Origin of the sequence: Clavibacter nebraskensis NCPPB 2581 (assembly GCF_000355695.1) — a bacterium.
GTDB classification, from domain to species: domain Bacteria; phylum Actinomycetota; class Actinomycetes; order Actinomycetales; family Microbacteriaceae; genus Clavibacter; species Clavibacter nebraskensis.
This window is the reverse complement of record NC_020891.1, coordinates 1,553,448-1,571,234: the sequence shown is the minus strand read 5'-3', so window position 1 is coordinate 1,571,234 and position 17,787 is coordinate 1,553,448. Positions and strand designations below refer to the sequence as shown.

Genomic DNA, 17,787 nt, shown 5'->3' with positions numbered 1-17,787 from the left:
CTCCTGCCATCGGGAAAGACATGCGGTGGATCCATCATGCTCCGTCGTGCCCGGGCCGGGCACCGACGGACGGCGCGAGGGGCCGGCGCTCGCGCGTCGACCCCTCGCGGGTCCCGGGCGTCGCCGCCCGGCCGGCGCCTCCTAGAAGAGGGCCTTCTCCTTCAGCCAGTCGGCGGCGATCGCGGCCGGCTCGGCCTTCTCGTCGCCCTGGTTGCGGCGGTTCATCTCGGTGAGGTCCTCGGTGGTCAGCGCAGCTGACACCTTGTCGAGGATGGCCGTGACGTCGGGGTTCATCTTCGCGGTCTTGACGAGCGGCACGACGTTCTGCGCCTTGATGAGGTTCTCGGGATCCTGGAGCGTGACGAAGCCGTTGTCAAGGATCGACGGGGTGGTCGAGTAGATGTTCGCCATGTCGACCTGGCCGTCGAGGAGCGCCTTGACGGTGTTGGGGCCGCCCTGGTCCTCGATGGTGACGAGGCTCGCGTCGATGCCGTAGGTGCCCGTGAGGCCGGGGATCCCGTACTCGCGCTCGCCCAGCACCGCGCCGCCGCCGACGCGGACGGTCTTGCCCTTGAGGTCGGAGAGGCTCGTGACGCCGTTGGCCGCCGAGTACTCCTTCGTGACGTTGTACGAGTCCTTGTCCTCGGCGGGCGACTCGTCGAGCACCTCGAAGCCGTCCGGCAGGGCGTCGCCGAGGGCGGAGTAGACGTCGTCGCTGGAGGTGGCCGTCGAGTCGGCGTCGTAGGCGGCGAGCAGGTTGCCCGTGTACTCGGGGATGAGGTCGATGGACCCCTCCTCGAGCGCCTTGAGGTAGACCTCGCGCTCGCCGATCTGCAGGTTGCGCGTGACCTTCACGTCGTTGGCCTCGAGGGCCTGCGCGTAGACCTCGGCGAGGATGACGTTCTCGCCGAAGGCCGCGGAGCCGACGGAGATGGTGTCGGTGGGCGCGGCGGAGGCGGACTGGCCGCCGGTCGGGTCGGTGGGGTCGCCGGACGCGCAGCCGGCGAGGGCCATCGCGGTGCCGACCGCGACGGTGCCGAGGAGGACCCGGCGGGAGATGCTGAGGGACATTGCTGTGTTCCTTTCAGGAGGTGATGCTGACCGCCGGCCTCGACGAGGCACGGACGGAGTCGGAGGGACGGCCCGCCGCGGCGACGACGCCCCGGGGGACGACGAGGCGCTGGACGATCGCGAGCACGCCGTCCACGACCAGCGCGAGGACGGTGACGAGGATGGATGCGGACACCATGAGCGGGTAGTTGCGCGTCGTGAGGCCGGTGAAGATGTCGGGCCCGAGGCCGCCGAGCCCGAGGTAGGCGCCCAGGGTCACGGTGCTGATGACCTGCAGGGTCGCGGCCCGGAAGCCGCTGATGATGAGCGGCAGGGCCAGCGGGATCTCGACCTTCCCGAGGATCTGCCACTCCGTCATCCCGACGGCGCGGGCGGCGTCGACGGTCGCCCGGTCGACGGCCTGCAGCCCGGCGTAGACGCCGGCGAGCAGCGGCGGGATCCCGAGGATCGCGAAGGTGATCATCGGGCCGGTGAGCCCGATTCCGAACACCAGGCCGAAGATCACGAGGACGCCGAGCGTGGGGAGGGCCCGGAACCCGCCGGAGAGCGAGACGGCGATCGTGCGTCCGCGCCCGGTGTGGCCGATGTAGAGCCCGGCGGGGACCGCGACGAGCGCGGCCAGGAAGATGGCGAGGAACGTGTAGGAGAGGTGCTCCACCAGCCGGACGCCCGTGCCGGTCGAGCCGCTCCAGCGGCTCGCGTCGAAGATGAGGTCGAACGCCTCGGCGAACAGGTTCACGGCAGGCCTCCGGTCACGGCGATGGCGTCCGCCGCGGCGGAGCTACGCCGACGGGCCCGGCTGGACGTCGAGCGCGACCAGGGCATCAGCGCGCGGCCGAGCAGCACGAGGACCAGGTCGAACACCAGGGCGATGACGAGGATGCCGACGACGCCGGTGAGGATCTCGGTGTAGAAGGACCTCCGGTAGCCGCTGAGGATCATGGTGCCGAGGCTCTGCACGCCGATGAGCGAGCCGACCGTCACCATGCTCACCGTGCTCACGGAGACGACGCGGAGGCCCGCCAGCAGCACGGGCCCGGCGAGCGGGAGCTCCACGCGCCAGAAGCGTGCCCAGCCGGCGTAGCCCATGGCGGTGGCCGACTGCTTCACGTCCGCGGGCACCGAGGCGAGCGCGTCCGTGGTGATGCGCACCATGAGCGCGACGGCGTAGACCGTCAGCGCGATCACGATGTTGCGGGGGTCCAGCAGCGAGGTGCCGATGAGCCCGGGCACCACGAGGATCAACGCGATGGACGGGATCGTGTAGAGCAGCCCGCCCGCCGTGAGCAGGAGGCCGCGGGCCCGGGTGTACCGGTTCGCGAGCCAGCCCAGCGGGAGGGACAGGAGCAGCCCCAGGATGATGGGCGGCGCGGCCAGCGCCACGTGCGCGACGGCCAGGTCGAGCACCGTCTGGATGTTGGCGATGACCCAGTTCACGCGGGTCCCGCACCCTGCGCCGGGGCACCGGGGGCGTGCACGGCCCCCGCCCCGGTCGGAGCGGATGCGGATCGGGCGGCGGCGCGGCCCTCGTCGTCGAGCACACCCACCAGCCGGCCGTCGCGATCGACGAGCACCTGGCCCGTGCCGGTGTCCTCGACGTGCAGCGCGCGCTTGCCCTTGTCGGCGCCCACGAAGTCGCGGACGAAGTCGTTCGCCGGGTTCGAGAGGATCTCCTGCGGCGTGCCCTGCTGGGCGATGCGGCCGCCCTTCTCGAGGATCACGACCTGGTCGCCGAGCAGGAACGCCTCGTCGATGTCGTGCGTCACGAAGACGACCGTCTTGTCGAGCGCGGTCCGCAGGCGGATGAGCTCCTGCTGGAGGTCGTCGCGCACGAGCGGGTCGACGGCGCCGAAGGGCTCGTCCATGAGCAGGATGTTCGGGTCGACCGCGAGCCCGCGGGCGACGCCGACGCGCTGCTGCTGGCCGCCGGAGAGCTGCGACGGGTAGCGGTCGGCCATCGAGCGGTCGAGGCCCACGGTGTCCATGAGCCTCAGGGCGCCCTCGCGCGCCGTCCGCTTGTCGATGCCGGTGAGGCGCGGCACGGTGGCGATGTTGTCGACGACCTTGCGGTGCGGGAGGAGGCCGGAGTTCTGCATCACGTAGCCGATGCTGCGGCGGAGCTGGACGGCGTCCTGGGTGGCGATGTCGGTGCCGTCGATCTCGATGCGGCCGGAGGTGGGCTCGACCATGCGGTTGATCATGCGCATGAGGGTCGTCTTGCCGCAGCCCGAGGATCCGACGAGGACCGTCGTGGTCTGCGACGGGACGACGAGGCTGAAGTCCTCGATCGCGAGCGTGCCGTCCGGGTACTGCTTGCGGACGTGGTGGAACTCGATCATGGGTGGCTCATTCCTCGTAGGCACTACGAATCGACACTTGCCAGGCACACCAGCGAACCACGGTCGGGGCGGAACGGCCGCACCGGGTCGTCCCCTGTCGCCACTTCGTAACAAATGGGGCTCCAGCGGACAGTCCCCGGAAGCCGTCCGCACGTCGGTCGGCGTCGGACGCGTCCGCCAGGATGGAGGGCATGACGCGCATCCTCGCCCGGGCCACGACCGCCGACGACCTGGTCGGGCTGCTCGACGTCGATCACGCGGGCGACGCCATCGCCGCCCCCTCCTGGCGCATCGTCCCCGGCCAGCGCGTGGCGGTCCTGGTCGACACCCTGCCGCGCCGGGCGGAGGGCGACACGGAGGACCAGGTGCCCGTGCGGCGCCTCGAGTCGGCCAGGTGGGGCCTCGTGCCCGCGGGATCGTCCGGGCCGGACCAGGGGCCGCCGCTGGCGGAGCTCCCCGCCGAGCAGCTCGCCTCCCGGCCGGAGCTCCTGCAGGCGCTCGTGTCGCGCCGCGCGGCGGTCCCGGTGTCGGGATACTACGAGCACCACGAGACCGACGACGGGCTCCGCACCCCCTACCTCGTCGGCGCGGGCGAGGGCACCGTGCTCCTCGCGGCGCTGTACGAGTGGTGGCGGGATCCCTCGCGCGCCGCCGACGACCCGGCCCGCTGGGTGCTGAGCTGCGCCGTGCTCACACGGCCGTCGACCGGCACGGTGGAGGCGCTCGCGGAGCGGATGCCGGTCGTGCTCTCCCCCGACGTCGTCGAGGAGTGGCTCGACCCCACGGCCGAGGGCTCCCCCGACCTGCTGCGCGCCGTCGCCGCGCAGGCGGAGGACGTGGTCGAGGAGCTCGCGATCGACGAGGTCGGGCCCGGGATCGACCAGGGCGCGCCGGACACGGCGGAGCTCGCCCGACCCGTGTGACGACGGGCGGGCACCCCGCGTCTGGTTGACTGGGCCCGTGGCCCCCTCCTCGAAGAAGAAGAAGCACGCGACCCGCACGCTCCTCGAGTCACCGGCCGCCGCCCCCGTGCTGCACCGGGCGGCGCGCATCGAGGACCGCATCCACGAGATCCGCGAGGGCCGCGCCCGGAAGCGGGGGCTCAAGCCCACCGTCATGCCGTACGCCGGCTACGGATCCGTGCGCTGGGTCCGCGTCCTCTGCCGCGTGCTCCTCACCGACCCGAAGAGCAAGCGCGCGCTGGCCGGCGACAAGGTCGTCCGCGGCTGGCGGAGCTTCACAAGCGTGCCGCTCACCGACGTGGACGTCGTCGTCGAGATCGACGGCACCGAGCACCACGTGCGGGCCGACCGCGGCGGCGTCGTCGACCAGGTCGTCGAGGCGAGCCTGCCGAGCGGCTGGCACACGATCCGCATCCGGGCGAAGGGGTCCGAGACCGTCGAGGCGCCCGTCTTCATCGTGGGCGACGACGTGCGCACCGGGATCCTGAGCGACATCGACGACACCGTCATGGTCACCGCGCTCCCCCGGCCGTTCCTCGCCGCCTGGAACACGTTCGTGCTCGACGAGCACGCGCGCACGCCCACCCCCGGCATGGCCGTGCTCTACGAGCGCCTGCGCCTGCAGCACGAGGGCGCGCCCGTCCTCTACCTCTCCACGGGAGCGTGGAACGTCGCGCCGACGCTCACGCGGTTCCTGTCGCGCAACCTGTATCCGCCGGGGCCGATCCTCCTCACCGACTGGGGCCCCACCGTCGACCGGTGGTTCCGCAGCGGCATGGAGCACAAGCGCAACAACCTGCGGCGCCTCGCGGAGGAGTTCCCGCACGTGAAGTGGATCCTCGCGGGCGACGACGGCCAGCACGACGAGCTGCTCTACGGCGAGTTCGCGGTGCAGCACCCCGACAACGTGGAGGTCGTCCTCATCCGGCAGCTCTCGGCGGGCGAGGCCGTTCTCGCGGGCGGACGGGCGAAGGCGGAGAAGCGCGCCCTCGACAGCCCGATCCCGTGGGTCTACGCCCCGGACGGCGCGAGCCTGCTCGCCCAGCTCGACGACCTCGGCCTCGCCGACGACTCGGGCACCCGGATCGGCACCTAGCCCCGACGCCGCCGTGCACGACGGAGGGCCCCGCGGGATCGCTCCCGCGGGGCCCTCGTGCGTCGGGGTGGATCAGACGGCGTCGGTGAGCGCCTGGAACTCGTCGTCGGTGAGCTCGATGCCCGCTGCGGCGATGTTGTCCTCCACGTGCCCGACCGACTTGGTGCCGGGGATCGGCAGCATGACGGGCGAGCGGCGCAGGAGCCACGCGAGCGCGAGCTGCGAGGCGCGCGCGTCGTGCTGCTTCGCGAGGGCGTCGAGCGGGCCGCCGTCCTTCGCGAGTTCGCCGGTCGCGAGCGGGAACCACGGGATGAACGCGAGGCCCTCGGCCTCGGCGTAGTCGAGCAGCGGCTCGGCGTCGCGCTTGGCGAGGTTGAAGAGGTTCTGCACGGAGACGATGTCGGCGATCTCGCGTGCGGCCTTCACGTCGTCGACCTGCACCTCGGAGAGCCCGATGTGGCGGATCTTGCCCTCGGACTGCAGGTCCTTGAGCACGCCGATCTGGTCGGCGAGCGGCACGGCGGGGTCGATGCGGTGCAGCTGGTAGAGGTCGATGCGCTCGAGGCCGAGGTGGCGGAGGCTCAGCTCCAGCTGCTGGCGCAGGTACTCGGGGCGGCCGACGGGCTGCCAGTTCCCGGGGCCGGGGCGCGTGAGCCCGCCCTTGGTCGCGATGACGATGTCGTCGGCGTAGGGGTGGAGCGCCTCCTTGAGGAGCTCCTCGGCCACGAACGGGCCGTAGGAGTCGGCGGTGTCGAAGAACGTGACGCCGAGCTCGGCGGCGCGGCGGATGACGCGGACGGCCTCGTGCGGGTCCTCGGGGGCGCCCCAGACGCCCTCGCCGGTCAGCTGCATGGTGCCGTAGCCGAGCCGGACGACGGGCAGGTCGCCGCCGATGGCGAAGGTGCCGGAGGCCTCGGCGGGGCGGCTGGTGGTGTCGGTCATGTGGACCCTCCTCGGGTGTCGATGACGAGGGGGCGTCTGCCGCCCTCGGGACCCTGGTGCCAACGCGGCGGGCGACGGATCCATGCCCGATGCGCGCGATCCGGACGCGACCCTCAGGCTCCGGTCGAGGGTGAGGTGGATCCGCCCGCTCCCCTCGTGGATGTCGGCGCCCGTTCCTACACTCGGATCAGAAGTTCGAACACCCGTTCGAACGCAGGAGCGCGGCCGGCGCGACGGGCGAGAGGAGCGGCACATGCGGATCGACGAGGACGTGGAGGTCGAGCTCTCGGGAGACGGATCGCCGCTGCGGTTCACCTGGCGGGGCGTGGTCTACGGGGTGGTGAGCTCGCCCGAGCGGTGGATCGCGCGGGTCGACTGGTGGCAGCGCACGGGACGGGCGCCCCGCGGCGCGAGCGCCCACCTGCTGGAGCTGCGGATGTGGCGCGTCGAGGCCGTGCCGCTCACCACGGGCGCGCGCCGGGTCGACGGCTCGTTCGACCTGAGCGTCGACGCGCGCGGCCGCTGGTCGCTCGTCACCGCGTCGGACGAGGAGCTCGACGTGCGCCTGTTCGCCTGAGGCAGCCCCCATCGCCGGGGCCGGGCGGCCCGCCGGGGAATAGCCGGGGGCGCCCGCGCCTTCACCCCATCGGCGCCGCACGCGGCGTCCCGCACGCAGGTCACCCGGACCGCGGCGCACGGAGGGATCCCGCATGGCGGCACTCGAGTGGCTGTTCGACGCGCAGCTCCGCATCGGCGACCAGACCATCCTCTGGCGCGAGATCGTCGGCAACCTCTTCGGCCTCGCCAGCGCGCTCGGCGGCATGCGCCGGAAGGTGTGGGCGTGGCCCGTCGGCATCGTCGGCAACGTGCTCCTGTTCACCGTCTTCCTCGGCGCCGTCTTCGGCACGCCGAATCCCGTCAACCTGCTCGGCCAGGCCGGGCGCCAGGTCATGTTCATCGCCGTGTCGGTCTACGGCTGGTACCGCTGGCAGCAGGCGCGGCACGGCGGCGCGCCCGTCGTCCCGCAGTGGGCGTCGGGACGCGAGCGGATCCTGCTCGTCGTCGCGCTCGTCGGCGGCACCGCGATCCTCACGCCCGTCTTCCGCGCGCTCGGCTCCTACGAGCCCGTGTGGGCCGACGCCTGGATCTTCGTCGGCTCGCTCCTCGCCACCTACGGCATGGACAAGGGCTGGGTCGAGTTCTGGCTGATCTGGGTGGCGGTCGACCTCGTCGGCGTGCCGCTGCTCGTGAGCGCCGGCTACTACGCGTCCGCCTTCATGTACGTCTTCTACGGCGCCTTCACCCTCACGGGCTTCTTCGTCTGGATGCGCGCCCGCGGCACCGGCGCCCCCGCCGTGGAGACGGCCTTCCCGGATCCGCGCGTCGTCGAGGCCCCCGCCGGCCGCTGAGCGCCGCCGACGGGCGCGGCCCGACCGATCAGCCCTGGCCGTTGGAGCAGGTGCTCTGCGCGGCCGTCTGGCCGGTGATGCTCGGGTCGAGCACCTCCGCCGTCGCCGTGGGCGGCGTCGTCGGCGTCGAGCCGTCGGCCGGCGGCGCGGTCGTGGCCGGCGGCGTCGCGGTGCCCTCGGCGGGCACGCTGCCGGACTCGTCGGACGTCGCCGCCTGGCCGAGCGAGAAGTCCGCGTCGGACGCGAGGAGGCCCATGAGCTGGGCGGCCGCCGCCTCGTCCGGCTGGACGCGCCCGTTGGCGAGCACCGTGCCCGGGTACTGCAGGAACACGACGTCGTCGAGCGGGATGTCCTTGAAGGTGAGCGCCACCGAGACGAGCGTGTCGAGGTCGGCGAGCGACGTGGACAGCTGCATGTTGTCGACCACGGCGCGCGCGATGCCGTACAGCTTCGCGGGGTTGGTGAGGGTGTCGGTGCTCTTGATCGTGCGCACGAGCGCGCTCAGGAACACCTGCTGGTTGCCGATGCGCGAGATGTCGCTGCCGTCGCCGACGCCGTAGCGGGTGCGGAGGAACTGCACGGCGTCCTTGCCCTGGAGGGTGTGCAGCCCGGGGTCGAGGGACAGGTCGGTCTTCTTGTCGTAGATGCCGTTGGCCACGCAGACCTCGACGCCGCCGACGGCGTTGGACATCTCGACCACGCCGTTGAACTGCACGACGCCGCCGTAGGGGATGTCGAGCCCGGTGAGTCCCTCGACCATGCGGACGGTGCACTCGAACCCGCCGCGTGACAGGGACTCGTTGAGCTGGGCGCGGGAGCTGGCGGCGTACTTCGTGCCGTCGGGGCCCTCGCACTCCGGGATCGGCACGAGCATGTCGCGCGGGAAGGAGATGACCGTGGCGCGGCTGCTGTCCTCGCTGATGTGCAGCAGCATCGTGACGTCGTTGAGCGTGGCCGTGCCCACGTCCTTCGCGGCGCCGTACCCGTCGCCCTGGCCGGCACGGCTGTCGCTGCCGACGATGAGGATGTTGGCGCCGCCGTCGATGCCACCGAGCGAGGGCGGCACCGTCTGTCCGTCCGAGATGTCGACCGTGTTGTCGGCGACGGTGCGGGAGAGGTCCGCGAAGACGATGGTCAGCAGCGACGCGGCGGCCGCGAACGCCACCGCGGCGACCATGCCGATGCCCTTCATGACGGCGCGTCCGGCGCTCGGGGTGCGGAGACGCCCGTGCCGGGCGATGCCGCGGATGCGGGCCCGGTCGGCGCGGGTCCTCTGAGGGGCGTGCTGCATGGGTGGTCTCTCGTCGCCGGGCGGGGAGCGCCGGGCGCGGGCACCCGGATCCTCCACAGAGTAGCCGAGGCCGGTGGAGAGTCAGCCCGGCGCGCAGGGCCGATGCGCTAAGCGCCCGTGCGCTCCGCGTCGCGTAGGTGGGCGTGGAGGAACGCGTCGATCCGTCGCCACGCGTCGGCCGCCGACGCGGGCTCCGGGCCCATGCCCACCGCGCGCAGCACCGGGCGGAGCGGCCGGGGACCCATCTCGGCGTCGTTGAGGAAGGAGTGGCCGGCGGCCGGGTACTCGCGCACGTCGCGCGCGATGCCGTGCGCCGACAGCGCGGCCTCGAGCCGGTCGGCGGATCCCGCGAGCTGCCGGTCGCGTCCGCCGTAGCTCGCGACGATGGGGCATGCGCCCTCGAGCACGCCGTCGATGTCCTCGGGGAGCATGCCGTAGTTGACGCTCGACGCGTCGAAGCCGCGGGAGGCCGCCGCGAGGGCGAACCCGCCGCCCATGCAGAAGCCGATGACGCCGACGCGGCCCGTGCAGTCGGCCCGGGCGAGGAGCGCGCGGCGGGCGGACTCGACGTCGACGAACGCGCGGCCCTCCCCCGCTGCCAGCGTGCGGAAGGTGGCGACCAGGCAGCGGCGCGCGCCGCCCGCGGAGAAGAGGTCGGGCATGAGCGCGAGGAAGCCGGCCTCGGCGAGGCGCTCGGCCTGGCGGCGCATCACGTCGGTGACGCCGAAGGCCTCGTGCACCACCACGACCGCGGGCCACGGCCCCTCGCCCTCCGGCACCGCCAGCACGCCGTGCAGCCCGGGCGACGCTCCGGGCGCGGCCGCGGGCAGGGGGATCTCGCTGAGGGTCACGGGCATGCCCTCACGCTAGGACGCGACGAGGGCGCCGCCGCCGGGAGGCGACGACGCCCAGGGAGCCGTCATGCGGAGGGGGCCGGTGCGGCCGGCGCGAGCGGTCAGCGCCAGGCGGTCGGCCCCGCGGATCCGGCGCGGTACTCGGCCATGGGCACGCGATCGCCCTTCCAGGCGCGCATGACGGGCGCGACGATGCGCCAGCAGCGCTCGGCCACGTCGCCCCGGACGGAGAGACGGGGATCGCCCGCGAGGATGCCGTCGAGGACCTCGCCGTACGGGGTGAGCTCGGGCTCGGCGAACTCCGCGCGGAACGTGGACTGCGTGAGCGTGAAGGGCTCGCCCGTGCCGTCCATCGTGACCTCGAGCGAGATGCCGTCGGGCTTGAGGTCGATGATGAGGCGGTCCGGACGCGCGGAGCCGTGGAGGCCCCGCGGCAGGTGCGCGACGGGCTTGAAGGTGACGATGATGCGCTTCGACGCCTCCTTGAGGGCCTTGCCCGAGCGGAGGTGGAACGGCACGCCCGCCCAGCGCGCGTTGGCGACGCCGAACGTGACCTCGGCGAGCGTCTCCGTCTCGTTGGCCGGATCCACCCCCTCCTCCTTGGCGTACGCGGGGATGCGGGTGCCGTCGACCGTGGCGCCCGTGTAGCGGGCCCGGCGGCTGTGGGCGATGGGGTCGTTGTCCCAGACCTCCGTGGCGCGGAGGACCGAGGCGATGTTCGAGCGCAGGTCGTCCGGGTCGATGCTCGCGGGCGGCTCCATAGCGAAGACCGCGAGGACCTGCAGCATGTGGCTCTGGATCATGTCGACGAGCGCGCCCGACTTGTCGTAGTAGGCGGCGCGGCCCTCGAGCGCGAGCGTCTCGTCGTAGAGGATCTCGACCTTCTCGATGTCCTTCGCGCTCCACACCGACTCGAAGAAGCGGTTGGCGAAGCGCAGCGACACCAGGTTGAGCACCGTGGAGAGGCCGAGGAAGTGGTCGGTGCGGTGGATGCGGTCCTCCGGCACGAGCTTCAGCAGCTGGCGGTTGAGCTGCGCGGCGCTGCGGCTGTTCGAGCCGAACGGCTTCTCGAGCGCCAGCGTGGTGCCCTCCGGCAGGTCGAGCTTCGCCAGCTGCTCGCAGACCGCGATGGAGATGGCCGGCGGGAGCGCGAAGTAGAGGGCCGGCGCGCCCTCGCACGCGTCGAGGATGCGCTTCAGGTCATCGAGGTCGGTGGGGTCGGCCTGGATGTACTCCGTGGACGAGACGATGCCCGCCGCCCGGCGTCCCGTGGCGTCCACCGAGTCGAACGCGGTCTTGACCGTCTTCGTCCACTCCGCAGGCGTGCGCTCGCTCCGGCCGGTGCCGATGAGCTGGATCCGGCGCCCCCGATCGCTCGCCATGAGGCTGCCGAGACCCGGCAGGAGGAGGCGTTCCGTGAGGTCACCGCTGGCGCCGAGGATGACGAGGGTGGAGGGTTCGCTGGTCATCCTCCGAGACTACGGGTCGCGGCTGCCGGGCAGCCGAACTACACTGGGCGAGTCGAACATACGTTCGAACCTTGCGTCCGGGGAGGACGCGGGCGGACATCGAGGGAGGCGCGCGTGAGCTTCACCCACCTGCACGTCGCGTCCGCCTTCTCCGCCCACTTCGGCACCTCGGCGCCCGAGGCGCTCGTCGACCGGGTCGCGTCCGAGGGCGCGTCGGCCGCGGCGATCACCGACCGCGACGGGCTGTACGGGGCCGTCCGCCACATCCGCCGCTCCATCGCCGCCGGGGTCTCCCCCGTCGTCGGCGCGGAGCTCGGGCTCACGGGCGAGCACCCGGGCCGCATCACGGTGCTCGCGCACGGCGGCACCCGCGGCCAGGGCTGGGCGGCGCTCAGCCGGCTCATCAGCGCGAGCCACGGGCGCGGCACGGCGAGGAGCACCGCCCGCAGCGCCCAGGCCGGCATCGCGCGCACCCGGCCGCCCGCGTTCCTGCTCGGCGAGGAGGGGCCCGTCGGCACCGTCATGCTCGGGCCCGACTCGGACGTCGGCCGCGCCGTCGCGGCGGGCGACCACGCGCTCGCCTCCCGCCACCTGGCCGAGTGGGCCCGGCTCCTGCCCGGCGCGGTCGTCGTCGAGGTGGTCTGCCACTTCACCGAGCCCGGCGAGTCCGCCAGCCTCCGCCACGCCGCCCGCATGCTCGAGCTCGCCGACGCCCACCGCGTCCCCGCCGTGCTCACCAACGCCGCGCGGTACCTCGAGCCCGACGACGCGCTCACGGGAGACGTGCTCGACTCCGCGGGCACGCTGCGGCCGCTCGGGTCGTTCCGCCCGCAGCCCAACGGCCAGGCGTGGCTCAAGACCCCGGCCGAGATGCAGGGCATCGCGCGGGAGGTCGCGGGTGCGTCGTCCCTCGACCGCCGGGCGGGCGAGGCGCTGCTGCGCGCCACGGAGGAGCTCGCCGACCGCTGCCGGCTGGATCCCGACGCCGACCTCGCCTGGCGGAAGCCGAAGCTGCCGGAGAAGTCCGTGATCGGCGTCACCGGCGACCCGGACGAGGCGCTCTGGCGGAAGGCCGAGGTCGGCGTCACCGAGCGGTTCGGGCACGTCGACGAGGCCATGCGGCAGCGCGTGCTCGCCCGCATGCGCACCGAGCTCACCACCATCACGGGCTTCGGCTTCGCCACCTACTTCCTCACGGTCGCCGACGTGTGCGCGCTCATGCGCGACATGGGCGTGCGCAACCAGGCGCGGGGATCCGGCGCGGGCAGCCTCGTCAACTACCTGCTGCGCATCTCCAACGTGGACCCGCTCGAGCACGACCTGCTGTTCGAGCGCTTCCTCGGCAAGGTGCGCTCGACGCTGCCCGACATCGACATCGACGTGGAGTCCGCGCGCCGGCACGAGGTGTACCACCGCGTGTTCGAGAGGTACGGCAGCAACCGGGTCACCCTGCTCTCGATGCAGAACACCTACCGGGCCCGCGGCGCCGCGCGCGACGCGGGGCTCGCGCTCGACCTCGACGAGCAGCAGATCGACTTCATCGCCAAGAACATCTGGCGCTTCAACGCGCGCGAGTTCCGGGCGGTGCTCGAGACCAAGCCGGAGCTCAAGCCCATCGCCGACCTCGTGCGCGACGACCCGAGCATCGACCTGCTGGTCGACCTCACCGAGCGGCTCGACCGGCTCCCCCGGCACATCTCCATGCACCCGTGCGGCGTGATCCTCGGCGACTCCGACCTGCTGAGCACGAGCCCCGTGCAGCCGAGCGGCATGGGCCTGCCGATGAGCCAGTTCGACAAGGACGACATCGACGACATGGGGCTCCTGAAGCTCGACATCCTCGGCGTGCGGATGCAGAGCACCATGGCGTACGCGCTGGACGAGATCCACCGCATCCACGGCACGCGCTCGGCGGTCGCGGGCGGCATCCCGGTCGACGCGCGCTACGTGCACCGCGACGGGCGCATCGAGCTCGACGAGATCCCGCACGACGACGAGGAGACGTTCCAGGCCATCCGCACCACGCACACGCTCGGCATGTTCCAGATCGAGTCGCCCGGGCAGCGCGAGCTCATCGGCAAGATGCAGCCGGACGTCTACGAGGACCTCATCGCCGACATCTCGCTGTTCCGGCCGGGGCCCATGAAGGGCAACATGGTCGCGCCGTTCCTCGACACGAAGCACGGCATCACCCGGCCCGACTACCTGCACCCCCGGTTCGCGCCGTTCCTCGCGTCCACGTTCGGCGTCGTCATCTACCACGAGCAGGTCATCCGGATCTTCGCCGACTGCATGCAGGTCTCTCTCGCGGAGGCCGACGAGCTGCGCCGCAACATGGAGCGGATGGACACGGTGGTCGAGCAGGCGTTCCGGGAGCGCACGACCGCGCACGTCGACGGGCGCACGGGCCGGCGTCCCTTCTCGGACGCCGACGTCGAGCGCATCTGGAAGGCACTGAAGGGCTTCGGCTCGTTCGGGTTCTGCAAGGCGCACGGCGCCGCGTTCGCGCTGCCCACCTGGCAGAGCGCGTGGCTGAAGACGCACTACCCGGCGGAGTTCCTCGCGGGGATCCTCACGCATGACCCCGGCATGTACCCCAAGCGCCTGCTCCTCACCGAGGCCCGGCGCATGGGCGTGCCCGTGCTGCCGCTCGACGTGAACCGGTCGACCGGCGTCTACCGGGTCGAGCGCGTCGCGGGCGAGGGGACGACGGGACGCACGCGCATCGGCGAGCTGGGGATCCGGCTGTCGCTGCAGGACGTGCACGGGATGAGCCAGGCGGAGCTGGAGCGCATCGAGCGGGGCCAGCCCTACGACTCCATCAGCGACTTCTACGCGAAGGCGCAGCCGTCGCGCGCGCTGCTCGAGCGGCTGGCCGCGGTGGGCGCGCTCGACTCGCTCGCGACGTCCGACGAGGACGCCGCCGCCGCCCGCGGGGCCGCGTCGCGCGGCGACGTGATGGCGTTCGCCCGGCGGCTCACGGCGCGCGCGGCCCGGCCCCAGGATCCGGCCGGCCAGCTGCCGCTCTTCGTCGACGACCGCGACCTCATCCCGCGCGGCTCGCCCGACCCCGACGGCCGGGCGCGCGTCGCCGCCGAGCTCGACATCCTGCAGATGGAGGTCACCGAGCACGTGCTGGAGAGCTACCGGCCCATGCTCGACGAGCTCGGGGTCATCCCGGCGAGCCAGCTGCTCGAGGTGCGCAGCGGCTCCGAGGTGGTGGTCGCGGGGATCCGCATCGCCACGCAGACGCCGCCCATGCGCAGCGGCAAGCGCGTCGTCTTCATCAGCCTCGACGACGGCTCGGGCTGCTCGGACTCCACCTTCTTCGACGAGGCGCAGCAGAAGGCCGGGCCCATGCTGTTCGGCACGCGGCTGCTCGTGATCCGGGGGCGCACCCGGCGCACGGGCGAGCGCGGCGTCTCCATCCAGGCGGAGGAAGCGTGGGACCTCAAGGAGATGTGGGCGCGCTGGCAGGACGCGAGGCGGCAGGGCGACGGCGGGGCCGACGGGATGGACGACGCGGCCCAGGTCGCCTGAGGCCGCCCGCCCGCGGGATGATGGATCCACCCGAGACCGCCGCCGGAGGCCGCACGTGCGCATCACCACGACCGTCCGCACCACCACGCGGATCCCGTTCGTCCAGGTGGTCAAGACCTCCGTCGCCGCGATCATCGCCTGGTTCGTGTGCATCGCCCTGCTGCCCGCGCAGCTGCCCATCTTCGCGACCATCGCGGCGCTGCTCGTGGTGCAGCCGAGCATCAACCAGACCTTCGGCAAGGCGGTCGAGCGCAGCCTCGGCGTGATCACGGGCGTGCTGCTGGCGCTCGTCCTCGGCCTCGCGCTCGGCACGTCGAGCGGGGTGGTGCTGCTCGCGGTCGTCGTCGCCGTGCTGGTGGGCTGGGTGTTCCGGCTGACGCCCGGGTCGAGCACGCAGATCCCCATCAGCGCGATGCTCGTGCTCGCCATCGGCCAGCTCTCGCCCGTCTATGCGGTCGACCGCATCGTGGAGACGATCCTCGGCGCGGCCATCGGCGTGGTCGTCAACATCGCGATCGCCCCGCCCGTGCTGCACGAGGCGAGCCGCCGCGCCGTGGTCGGCCTCGCGGGCGACTGCGCCGCCGCCCTCGACCGGCTGGCGGGCGCGCTGTCCGAGCCCGTCGACCGCGCGGAGCTCGACCGCATGCTCGCGCGCGCCCGCGAGCTCCGGCCGCGGCACACGAAGGCCGTCGCCGAGGTCGACCGGGGCCTCGAGAGCCTCACCCTCAACCCGCTCCGGCGGCGGCACCGCGCGCTGCTCGAGGCCGACCGGGAGCTCCTCGCGACGCTCACGGTGCTCGTGAACCGCGTGGTCGGCATGACGCGCGCCGTGCACGACCGCTACGACCCGTCGCTCGCCGAGGAGCCCGTGGTGCGCGGGATCGCGACGGAGCTGACGCGCGCCGCCCACGACGTGCGGCTCCTCGCCGAGCACGCGCTGCCGGGCGACGGCCGCGCGAACGGCGCCGACCCGCGGGAGGAGCCCGCGCTCACGGCGCCGCTCGTGGTGCTGCAGCCGAGCGAGGAGCACTGGATCCTCATCGGCTCGCTGCTGGAGGACATCCGCCGCATCCGCTCGGAGATCATCGGCGGCGCCGAGTGACCCGGCCCCTGCCCGGCTACAGCCCGCTCGAGCTGGACCCGGACCCGGCGGCGTCCGGACTCGTGCGGGGCACCACCCCGACCCGCCTCGGCGTGGTCCGGCACCACCACGCCGCGGTGCGCGGGTCGGACACGGCAACGGTGCTGCTGCACGGCGCCGCCGGATCCTGGACCACCTGGACGCCGCTGATCCGCACCGCGCGCGACGCGGGCGTGCCGTTCGCGGACGTGGTCGCGATCGACCTGCCCGGCTGGGGCGGCTCCGTGCTCGACGCGCCCGACGACGAGGCGACGGTCGACGCCATCGCCGACGCCGTCCGCGCCGTGGTCGACGGCCTCGGCTACGCGCGCTTCCGGCTCGTCGGCCACTCCATGGGCGGCTTCATCGCCCTGCACCTGGCCGCGCAGGACCCCTCCCGCGTCGTCTCCGTGGCGCTCGTCTCGCCCACGACGTACTCCGTGATCGCGAGCGTCGCGCATCCCGTGCGGGAGTTCCGGCTCATCCCGGGCTTCACGATGATGCTCGGCGTGATGCGCACCATGCGCCGCCTCGGACGCCCCGGCACCGCGCTCATCCGCGGCGTCGGCCGCATCCGCCTCATGCGGCCGGTCGCGCTGCCGCTGTTCGCCCACGGCTGGCACGTGCGCCGCTCGATCGTCGACGCGATCGCGACTGAGGCGCGCCCCCGCGCGTTCTCGCTGGCCGCGGAGGTGACGCGCGGCTACGACGCGGACGGCCTCTGGTCGCGCATCGCGTGCCCGGTGGTCGCGGTGCGCGGCGACGACGACGTGTTCGTCTCCCCGGACGACCTCGACCTGCTGGCGCGCGCGGTGCCGTCGCTGCGGTCGGCGGTGATCCGCGACGCCGGCCACTTCGCGCACGTGGAGCGCCCGGCCGAGACGCTGCGCGCGCTCGGCCTCGTCCCCTGAGCCGCGACGCCGCGCACGACGACGCCCCCGGTCCCGGCGAGGGGAACGGGGGCGTCGGATCCGCGTGACGCGGGGGCGGCCGGACGGATGCCCGGCCGGAGCGCGCTAGGCCGCGGGGGTCGCGAGGACCGCCTGGATGTCGAGCGTGATGGTGACCTTGTCGCCGAGCAGCACGCCGCCGGTCTCGAGGGCCGCGTTGTAGGTGAGGCCGAAGTCCTCGCGGTTGATGACCGTGGTGGCCGTCGCGCCGAACTTGGTGTTGCCGTAGGGGTCACCGCCGAAGCCGCCGAACTCGACGTCGAACGTGACGGGCTTGGTGACGCCGCGGACGGTGAGCTCGCCGTCGACCTTGGCGTCGCCGTCCTTCTCGACGCGCACGGCGGTCGAGACGAAGTCGATGGTGGGGTGGTTCTCGGCGTCGAAGAAGTCGTTGGTGCGGAGGTGCTGGTCGCGGTTCGGCTCGTTCGTGTCGATCGAGGCGATGGTCGCGTGGGCCGTGACGGAGCTCTGCTCGGGGGTGGCGCCCGTCACGATCTCGGCGTCGAAGTCCTTGAACGTGCCCTTGACCTTGCTGATCATGATGTGGCGGATGCTGAAGCCGACCGAGCTGTGCGTCTTGTCGATGGTCCAGGTGCCGGCGATGTATCCGGGGACGGTGCTGGTGTCGCTCATGTGCGTGCCTTTCGTACAGGGGTCATGGGTGCGGGCCGACGGCCTCGAAGGTATGCAAGCGCATGGATCCCGCTTCCATTCCCATTTCTCTTTGCGAGTTCATGTACTTCT

At 72.8% G+C, this 17,787-nt stretch carries 15 protein-coding genes and 1 pseudogene; 7 read left to right on the top strand and 9 right to left on the bottom strand.

From position 1 onward, the window contains the following. Positions 1–141: 141 nt before the first annotated feature. From CMN_RS07415 to CMN_RS07400, 4 genes and pseudogenes are all read right to left on the bottom strand, one after another. Positions 142–1,071, bottom strand: a complete 930-nt coding sequence (locus tag CMN_RS07415) for an ABC transporter substrate-binding protein (protein WP_015490213.1) — start codon at positions 1,069–1,071, stop codon at positions 142–144. 13 nt (positions 1,072–1,084) lie between these two features. Next, positions 1,085–1,810: an ABC transporter permease gene (locus tag CMN_RS07410; protein WP_015490212.1), complete on the bottom strand. Its 726-nt coding sequence runs from the start codon at positions 1,808–1,810 to the stop codon at positions 1,085–1,087. Continuing rightward, positions 1,807–2,508, bottom strand: coding sequence for an ABC transporter permease (locus CMN_RS07405; RefSeq protein ID WP_015490211.1), 702 nt, complete (start codon positions 2,506–2,508; stop codon positions 1,807–1,809). The genes CMN_RS07410 and CMN_RS07405 overlap by 4 nt, the downstream gene beginning before the upstream one ends. Continuing rightward, a pseudogene (locus CMN_RS07400) lies at positions 2,505–3,326 on the bottom strand (ABC transporter ATP-binding protein); the annotation flags it as partial. The gene CMN_RS07405 and the pseudogene CMN_RS07400, both read right to left, overlap by 4 nt. Positions 3,327–3,601: 275 nt before the next feature. On the opposite strand from CMN_RS07400, the gene CMN_RS07395 reads away from it, so the two are divergent. Together CMN_RS07395 and CMN_RS07390 are read left to right on the top strand one after the other, a co-directional pair. Then, on the top strand, positions 3,602–4,333 hold the full coding sequence (locus CMN_RS07395; protein WP_015490209.1) for an SOS response-associated peptidase: 732 nt from the start codon (positions 3,602–3,604) through the stop codon (positions 4,331–4,333). Between the two features lie 37 nt (positions 4,334–4,370). Next, positions 4,371–5,468 (top strand): App1 family protein phosphatidate phosphatase, encoded by a 1,098-nt coding sequence (locus CMN_RS07390; protein ID WP_015490208.1) that lies wholly within the window; start codon positions 4,371–4,373, stop codon positions 5,466–5,468. Between the two features lie 72 nt (positions 5,469–5,540). Here the strand turns inward: CMN_RS07390 and CMN_RS07385 are convergent, their stop codons facing one another. Continuing rightward, positions 5,541–6,410 (bottom strand): aldo/keto reductase, encoded by an 870-nt coding sequence (locus CMN_RS07385; protein WP_015490207.1) that lies wholly within the window; start codon positions 6,408–6,410, stop codon positions 5,541–5,543. A gap of 253 nt (positions 6,411–6,663) precedes the next feature. Between CMN_RS07385 and CMN_RS07380 the strand changes: the two genes are divergently transcribed. Further along, a complete protein-coding gene (locus tag CMN_RS07380) occupies positions 6,664–6,987 on the top strand; it encodes a DUF6504 family protein (protein WP_015490206.1) in 324 nt (107 codons plus the stop codon). A gap of 133 nt (positions 6,988–7,120) precedes the next feature. Next, positions 7,121–7,819: a nicotinamide riboside transporter PnuC gene (gene pnuC / locus CMN_RS07375; RefSeq protein WP_015490205.1), complete on the top strand. Its 699-nt coding sequence runs from the start codon at positions 7,121–7,123 to the stop codon at positions 7,817–7,819. A 28-nt stretch (positions 7,820–7,847) separates the two neighbouring features. On the opposite strand, the gene CMN_RS07370 is transcribed toward pnuC, so the two are convergent. The 3 genes from CMN_RS07370 to CMN_RS07360 all read right to left on the bottom strand — a co-directional run bounded on the left by CMN_RS07370 (position 7,848) and on the right by CMN_RS07360 (position 11,433). Then, positions 7,848–9,110: an LCP family protein gene (locus CMN_RS07370; RefSeq protein WP_015490204.1), complete on the bottom strand. Its 1,263-nt coding sequence runs from the start codon at positions 9,108–9,110 to the stop codon at positions 7,848–7,850. Positions 9,111–9,217: 107 nt separating this feature from the next. Further along, positions 9,218–9,967, bottom strand: a complete 750-nt coding sequence (locus CMN_RS07365; RefSeq protein WP_015490203.1) for a dienelactone hydrolase family protein — start codon at positions 9,965–9,967, stop codon at positions 9,218–9,220. 98 nt (positions 9,968–10,065) lie between these two features. Further along, complete coding sequence (locus CMN_RS07360; protein ID WP_015490202.1) at positions 10,066–11,433, bottom strand: glucose-6-phosphate dehydrogenase; 1,368 nt, start codon at positions 11,431–11,433, stop codon at positions 10,066–10,068. Positions 11,434–11,547: 114 nt separating this feature from the next. On the opposite strand from CMN_RS07360, the gene CMN_RS07355 reads away from it, so the two are divergent. The 3 genes from CMN_RS07355 to CMN_RS07345 are packed head-to-tail and all read left to right on the top strand — an operon-like array spanning position 11,548 to position 17,004. Continuing rightward, positions 11,548–14,973 (top strand): DNA polymerase III subunit alpha, encoded by a 3,426-nt coding sequence (locus CMN_RS07355; RefSeq protein ID WP_015490201.1) that lies wholly within the window; start codon positions 11,548–11,550, stop codon positions 14,971–14,973. 55 nt (positions 14,974–15,028) lie between these two features. After that, positions 15,029–16,075 carry an FUSC family protein gene (locus CMN_RS07350; protein ID WP_015490200.1) on the top strand — a complete coding sequence of 349 codons (1,047 nt, stop codon included), beginning with the start codon at positions 15,029–15,031 and terminating at the stop codon, positions 16,073–16,075. Continuing rightward, on the top strand, positions 16,072–17,004 hold the full coding sequence (locus CMN_RS07345) for an alpha/beta fold hydrolase (RefSeq protein ID WP_015490199.1): 933 nt from the start codon (positions 16,072–16,074) through the stop codon (positions 17,002–17,004). Before CMN_RS07350 ends, CMN_RS07345 begins: the two co-directional genes overlap by 4 nt. Positions 17,005–17,109: 105 nt before the next feature. On the opposite strand, the gene CMN_RS07340 is transcribed toward CMN_RS07345, so the two are convergent. After that, a complete protein-coding gene (locus tag CMN_RS07340) occupies positions 17,110–17,676 on the bottom strand; it encodes a YceI family protein (RefSeq protein WP_015490198.1) in 567 nt (188 codons plus the stop codon). Positions 17,677–17,787 lie beyond the last annotated feature (111 nt).